The 6995-nt window shown below is 66.4% G+C and carries 6 protein-coding genes and 1 pseudogene; 2 read left to right on the forward strand and 5 right to left on the reverse strand.

Translation table 11 applies throughout. The annotated features are described in order from the left end of the window. Nucleotides 1-47 precede the first annotated feature (47 nt). The 3 genes from GFD18_RS10055 to GFD18_RS10065 form a co-directional block, all read right to left on the reverse strand. Nucleotides 48-1334: an MFS transporter gene (locus GFD18_RS10055; RefSeq protein ID WP_163200149.1), complete on the reverse strand. Its 1287-nt coding sequence runs from the start codon at nucleotides 1332-1334 to the stop codon at nucleotides 48-50. A 203-nt stretch (nucleotides 1335-1537) separates the two neighbouring features. After that, nucleotides 1538-2329, reverse strand: coding sequence for an ABC transporter permease (locus tag GFD18_RS10060; RefSeq protein ID WP_163200150.1), 792 nt, complete (start codon nucleotides 2327-2329; stop codon nucleotides 1538-1540). Further along, nucleotides 2326-3147: an ABC transporter ATP-binding protein gene (locus GFD18_RS10065; protein WP_163200151.1), complete on the reverse strand. Its 822-nt coding sequence runs from the start codon at nucleotides 3145-3147 to the stop codon at nucleotides 2326-2328. Before GFD18_RS10065 ends, GFD18_RS10060 begins: the two co-directional genes overlap by 4 nt. 129 nt (nucleotides 3148-3276) lie before the next feature. Here GFD18_RS10065 and GFD18_RS10070 point away from each other — a divergent pair, with 129 nt between their 5' ends. After that, nucleotides 3277-4047 carry a response regulator transcription factor gene (locus GFD18_RS10070; RefSeq protein ID WP_204314000.1) on the forward strand — a complete coding sequence of 257 codons (771 nt, stop codon included), beginning with the start codon at nucleotides 3277-3279 and terminating at the stop codon, nucleotides 4045-4047. A gap of 41 nt (nucleotides 4048-4088) precedes the next feature. Further along, nucleotides 4089-5120 carry a sensor histidine kinase gene (locus tag GFD18_RS10075; protein WP_163200152.1) on the forward strand — a complete coding sequence of 344 codons (1032 nt, stop codon included), beginning with the start codon at nucleotides 4089-4091 and terminating at the stop codon, nucleotides 5118-5120. A 44-nt stretch (nucleotides 5121-5164) separates the two neighbouring features. Here the strand turns inward: GFD18_RS10075 and GFD18_RS10080 are convergent, their stop codons facing one another. Further along, nucleotides 5165-6592: an MFS transporter gene (locus GFD18_RS10080; protein WP_163200153.1), complete on the reverse strand. Its 1428-nt coding sequence runs from the start codon at nucleotides 6590-6592 to the stop codon at nucleotides 5165-5167. A 164-nt stretch (nucleotides 6593-6756) separates the two neighbouring features. Further along, nucleotides 6757-6995 (reverse strand): annotated as a pseudogene (locus GFD18_RS10085) (PadR family transcriptional regulator); the annotation flags it as partial.

The following is a 6995-nucleotide window of genomic DNA, read 5'->3' on the forward strand; positions in this document are numbered from 1 at the left end:
GGTGCGTTTCGGTCGTTTTCCGGCTCGAAAACGGCCACAACGCACCATCAATCGTCAAGAACGGGAGTTGCGGACCGCATGGCCGCGCGCTCGGCGCGACGGCCGGCGGTCAGATATACGATGAGCGCCAAGGGCACGACCACGGCCAGCAGCGGGAAGAACCATCGGATGTCGGCGCGCGCGTACAGAAGGCCGCCGAGCATCGGCCCCAGCGCCATGCCCAGATCGAGGCCGATGTAGAACGTGGCGTTGGCCTGGCCGCCGTGGCCGGCGCCGCCGAGCCGCACGGCCGACGACTGCGCCACCGAGTTCATCAACCCGTATGAGCCGGCCATGAGCAGCGCGGCCAGCATCATGCCGGCGTCGCCGCGCATCAGTGCGAGCGCCGCCAATGTGCCGACCATGCACAGCGAGCACAGGCCGAGGAACCAAGCGAACGACAGACGGTCGAACAGGTCGCGCATCGCAAGACGCAGCACGAGCAGCGCCGCCGCATAACAGGGGAAGAACAGGCTGACCTCGACGGCGAGCCCGCGCGCATGCACGTAGGTGACGATATAGGATTGCGTGGCGCAGTAGGGAATCGCGAACAGCATGAAGATCACGGCGACGGGGACCACGCGCACGGCGACGATGGCGTCGAGCACGGAACGCAGGCCGTGTTTCGTCGGACGCCCGTCACCATTTTCCTCCTTGGCCCGGCCGGTTTGTTTCATTCCAGCCCCGGCCCCCGATTCCCGATTGGGCGACACCGGCTGGGGCGCCCCGCCGTTGCGCACCAGCAGGACGATGCCGGCCATGAGCACGGCCATCACCGTGGAGACGACGCATGAGCCGCGGTAGCCGGCCACCTGCTGCACCTTGATGCCGAGGGCCGGGCCGACCGCCATCGCCAGCGCGTTGACCATGCCGTAGTATCCCATGCCCTTGCCGATGTGCTCCAGAGGGATCAGCGAGGTGAGCCATGCGGCCAGACATACGGAGACGCAGGAGAATCCGATGCCGTTGACGATGCGTGCGAGCAGCAGCATGGTCGCCGACGTCGCGCACGCGTACCATGCGTTGGCGGCGATGAGGCATACGGCGCCGACCATCACCATCCGCCGTTTGGGAATGCGGTCGGCGGCCGAGCCGGCCACGGGGCGGAGGAACAGCGATACGGTGTTCATGGCGCCGGCAACCAGGCCGGCCAGCTCGCCGTCGGCGCCGAGCCGATGCGAGTAGCCGACGATGATGGGCGTGACCAGCATCGAACTGCCCATGTAGAAGAACGCGGCCGCCATGATGAGCAGCACGTCGCGCCCCAGTATCGAATCCTTCCGCCGCCTCGCCACCGCAGCGCCTCGCTTTCCGTACGTTCCTCACATTCCGTGACCACTGTATGCGGCCATACGATACGCGCGACTGCCGTGTATGACAGCGTTTGGTTCATGCGCGGAAGATTGTGGTTCACACGGGCCGAATCACCCGAAATCCGAAGTTTATGGTGCCAAATGGTCGTTTTCGAGCCGAAAAACGACCAAAAGGCACCGTAATGTCACCGTTCGGTGGCCGGCCTGTACTGATCGTCGGCGGTGAAGCAGGTGCGGTAGACCATCGCCATGATGAGGCTGTCGGCCACGAGCGTAAGCGCGGCGATGGCTGCGAACACGACGAACTGGTACTTCGCCGCGTTGATGGGGTCGCCGCCGGCGATGACCTGGCCGGCCATCATGCCCGGGATCGTCACGATGCCACAGGACGCCAACGTGGCCGTCGTCGGCAGCAGACCCAGCCGAATCGACGAGACGATCGACGGACGGGCCGCCTCCCACGCGCTCGCACCCAGTGCAAGCATCGTGTCAATCTCGTCACGCCGCTCGTCCATGCTCTCGTAGAAGCGGCTCAGTCCGACGGCCAGCGCGGAGACCGTGTTGCCCAGCAGCATGCCGGTGAGCGGCACCACCAGCTGCGGCGCATACCACGGGTGCGGACGCACCACCAGCTCCGTGACCAGCGCGATCATGAGCAGCATGGTGATGGTCAGGCTCAACAGCACCGGACCGGCCAGGCCCTTCGGCACGCCCTTGGCGCGAGACAGCGTGATCTGCACGGCCGCCACCAGCATCACGGCGATCACCGTGAACACAAGCCACACGTTGTTCGCGCGAATCACATAGCCCACGACGAAGCCCATCGCACAGAGTTGGAGCAGTGCGCGGCAGGCCGACCACAGCAGCGTCTTGCCGATGTTGATGCGCATCAGCTCGCTGATGCCCGCCGCTATGGCCACCATCGTCAGCGCGACGACGAGACCCCAGATGTCTATGTTGTACGAATTGCCGGTCATGCGGACTCCTCGGCGACGCGCATGGTCAGCCGACCGTCGGCGAGCGTGGCGATGCGATGCGCCCGACCGTCCGGCGGCCGATGGCGGATGCGCACGATTGCCATGCCGCCGGCCGCGGCCTGCGCCATGATCGAGGCGACCTTCTCCGCATTGTCGTCGTCCAGACCGGCGTCCACCTCGTCGGCGAGCAGCACCTTCGGATTCGTCAGCAGCGTCCGCGCCAGCGAAACGCGCGCCGCCTGTCCACCCGACAGATCGTGCGGATGACGCATCAGGTCGATGTCCCCGCAGCCCATCGCGTCCAGCGTCTCGCGAATGCGCGTGTCCGGCAGCGACGCGCGCGCACGGGCGTCATTGGAACGGAACAGCCTCGACAACCCGCGCGCGCCGTTCGAAGTCCCATCCTCGTCGCCGCGTACCGCAAGCGTCCACGGCAGACGAATCGCATCGGCCACGGTGTCGCCCGGCAGAATCGGCTTCTGCGGCAGGTACGCCACCTCACGCCGCCACTGCTGCGGCGTGAACTCGCCCGAATCGCGCCCTGCCAGCACCAGCGTCCCCGACGCATGGGGATTCAGCCTGGCGAATGCGGTGAGCAGACTGCTCTTGCCCGAGCCGGAAGGTCCTATCAGGTCGACGATCTCACCGCCGTCGACGGTGAAATCGATATCGTGGAAAATCGTACGGGTCATGCGACGCGCGTCGTCGTCGTTTCCGCCATCGGATTTTCCGCCGCCCGAGTCATGCGCCGGCGGCGCGACGTCCGGAACTGCGCACGACATCCCGGTCGCGCTGAACGTGAACGATTCCACTCCCATAGTTGGGTACGTTACCGCCGGGCCACAATCGCGACAATCCCCAGCGTTTCTTAGCGGTTTCTTAGGCGGTCGGCGGTCTGATATAACCGGACGCAGGGCAGTCCGACGCATGATGACGGAGGAAGCGGAATGAGCGAAGAGACGACCAGGACCATGATGCCGGCGAATGGCGCGGCCGGTAGCGCGTCGGCCATACGCGCGGCCGACGCCCCCGAACGCTTGGACCCCGAACGGCTGCTGCTGCCCGCGCTGCTGCTCATCGAAGACGACCCGAACCTCGGTTCGATGACCGGCGAAATGCTCGGCGATCACTATCGCGTGGACTGGGCGCAGACGGCGTCCGACGCGCGAAGTCTATTGCACGCCAACCGTTATGACGCGCTCATCGTCGACCGCCGCCTTCCCGACGGCGACGGCCTCGACCTCATCCGCATCCTGCGAGGCGGCGGCATCACCACGCCCGCGCTGGTATTGACCGCGCTCGCCGACGTCGACGACATCGTCGAGGGACTCGACTCCGGCGCCAACGACTATCTGACCAAGCCGTTCCATTTTGTGGAGCTCGAGGCACGGCTGCGCGCGTTGCTTCGGGGATTCCATGCGCAGGCCGCCAGCGTGATGATCGGCGACTGGCTGCTCAAGCCCGACGCCGACGTCATCGAGGACCCGGACGGGCGGCCCGTCTCGCTCACCGATGCCGAGGCGAGGCTCCTCGCCGAGCTCGCCTCCTCGCCCGACCATGTCTTCAGTCGCGACGAACTGCTGTGCAGCGTGTTCTCCGGCGGCAGCGACACCGGCACCGTCGACGTCTACGTGTCGTATGTGCGTGGAAAGACCACGAAGGCCATCATCGAGACCGTGCGCGGCCGCGGATACCGCATCGGCAATCCGCAGGACTGATGCGAAACGAACCGGTGCGAAACGATTCGGAGAGGAGGACGATGATGCACGACGATTCCCATTCCGGCGAATCCCCTGCTTCCGCCAACGCGAACGGCGGCGGTCCGGGCAACGTGGCCGGGCTTATCAGTCGGCGCATGACCATCGCCATGGCCGTGATCACCGTGGCCGGCGGGCTCGTATTCGTACTCGGCGTGCTGTTCGGCTCGCGCCACGAATTCACCGAACGAGGCCTCAACCCCAGCGCCATGTCCGTCGCCCGGGAATTCGGCTCGGGCATGATGGTCATCGACACGCGCAAGGCCGTCGCGCTCACGGTGCTGTTCGTGGTCTGCGTCGTCGCCGCCGTGGCGGTCGTCGGCCGATACTATTCGCATAAGGAGGTCGCGCCGCTGGAGCATGCGTTCGAGCTGCAGAAGGATTTCGTCGCCGACGCCAGCCACGAGTTGAAGACGCCGCTCGCCGTGATCTCCACACGAATCGACCTCATTGATTTCCGCCGTCAGCGGGGCCAGTCCATCGACGACGCGCTCGACGACCTGCGCGGCGACGTCGACCGCATGAACGCCATCGTCACCGATCTGCTGGTCGCCGCACGCGGCGCCGTGCATACGGAACCGGTGGCGTTGGACGGCGTCATCGCCCAGTCCGTCGACGCCGTCCGTCCGTTGGCCGACAAACGCGGCGTACGCGTCGAGACCCGTATCGACGGCGATCCCGCGCATTTCGTCGTCGAGGGTAGTGCGGTCGGACTCTCGCGGTGCGTGGTCGCCGTGCTCGACAACGCCATCGCCCACGCGCCGCAGGGGACGGACGTGACGATCGCGCTCGGCTACCGGCATCATCGCGACGTCGCCATCCGCGTGACCGACCACGGCCCCGGAATCGGCGACGATCCCGAACGACTGTTCCGCCGGTTCGCCCGCGACGACGACGGCACCGCGCATCAGGGCTATGGTCTGGGACTGGCGCTCGCCCGCGACGTGGCCTCGCGATACGGCGGCACGCTCGACGTGGAATCCACGTCGGCCGACGGCACCACCATGCGTCTCACCCTGCCGTTGACACGCTGAGCGTCATCTCCGATCTATGGTGTTTTCAGGAGTTTATGCCGTGATTACCGGGCGTCGGCACGCGGCTTGCGCGGGCAGAAGACGACGGCCATGACCAGGCCGACGGCGACCAGCGCCGTCATGGCGAGGAACGCGATGGACGCGCCGCGCGGGTCGTCGCCGCACGCGACCATGACCGCCACGAACACGGCCGAGCCGATGGCGCCTGCGATGGTGCGCAACGATGTCAGCAGGGCGCTCGCGTCACTGGAATACCGTTGTTCGACGGAGGCCAGACCCCATGTGGCGGCCGGCATCATCACCATGGCCACGGCCACGGAACGCACGGCGAACACGACGGTCACCCACCATACCGGCGTGTGTTCGGTGAGGAAGCCGAACGGCAGCATGGTCAACGCCAGCAGCGCCATGCCGCCGACGGCCAGCGGACGGATGCCGAACCGGTCGAACACACGGCCGGTGACGGGGCTGGAGACGGCCATGACCAGCGAGCCAGGCAGCATCGACAGCGCGGAGACGGTGACGGACGCGCCGGCCATGCGCTGCAGGTAGATAGGCAGGATGGTGGAGCCGGCAATCAGCACCGCGTAGAGGAACATGCTCAGCGCCACGGCGACGGTGAAGTCACGCACGGCGAAGATACGCAACTGCAGCAGCGGATGTTTGATATGGAACTGCAATACGGCAAAGACCGCGAGGCATACGACGCCGAGCGACAGCGCACCGGCCACCTGCCAGCCGAGGAACGGCAGCACGCCGAGATTGCTGAAGCCGAGCTGGAGGCCCACGAATCCGACCGCCGCCAAGAGGAACGAGGGGATGTCGAGGTGCGCCTCGGAGTTCTCCAGCACGTTGCGCATCACCGGCATGGCAAGCAGCAGCACGACGACGGCGATGCCGCCGGCCACCCAGAAGATGGACTGCCAGCCCCAATGGTCGACCATGATGCCGGAGAGCGTCGGTGCGATCACCGGCGCGGCGGATACGGCCAGACCGTAGAAGCCCATGGCTGTGCCGACGCCGGAGCGGCCGTAGAGCGCCAGAATGATGACCTGCGTCATCGACAGCGAGATGCCGGAGCCGAACGCCTGGATGATGCGCGCCGCCATAAGCACGGGGAAGCTTGTCGAGGCGGCCGCCAGCAGCAGTCCGGCGGCGAACATGGCCAGGCCGGTGAGAAACAGCGGTCGGGTCGGGAAGCGTTTCATCATGAACGCGGTGGCGGGGATGGTCACGCCCATGGCGAGCGAGAACCCGCTGGTCAGCCAGTTGCCGAGCACGGCGGAGATGTTCAGCCCCGTCATGATGGCCGGCAGTGCGGTGGTCAACGACGTCTGGGCGAAGGCGCCGGCGATGCACGCGGCCAGCAGCACGGCGAAGATCATCGTGCGCCGACGGTCGGTGACGACTGCCGGCGAGCCGGCGGCGGCTTCCGCGGGTTCGGAATCGGTGGAGGGGTTCTCTCTAAGCACAAGCACACTCTATTCGCCGGACGGACAATCCCGGAAATCCCTTCGCCGGACGGACAATCGACCCCTCGTCACAGCATCGCCACACACAACGCTGGTAGTATGCGTGCAGCAGATTCCCAAGGCGCATGGACAGGGCCGCCACGGATGGGTCGGCCCCGTCCATTTCAAGCGTGCGGAGTATCGGCGCCGTCCGACAGGTCGAGCTCCTCGCGCAGCCATTCGAGTTCGGCGGCGATCTCGGCGTCGTGCACGCGAATGATGCCGCGCCGGTACGGGTCGTCAATCTGGTCGATCGACAGCGGGTTGCCGGCGTCGCAATAGAAGAAGTGCACGTCCTGCCGGCTCAGCAGTTCGTACCGCCGCCGCAGCACGGCGTCACGGTCGCGTTTGTCGGGAACGACGG

This window comes from Bifidobacterium saimiriisciurei, from assembly GCF_010667655.1.
GTDB lineage: Bacteria > Actinomycetota > Actinomycetes > Actinomycetales > Bifidobacteriaceae > Galliscardovia > Galliscardovia saimiriisciurei.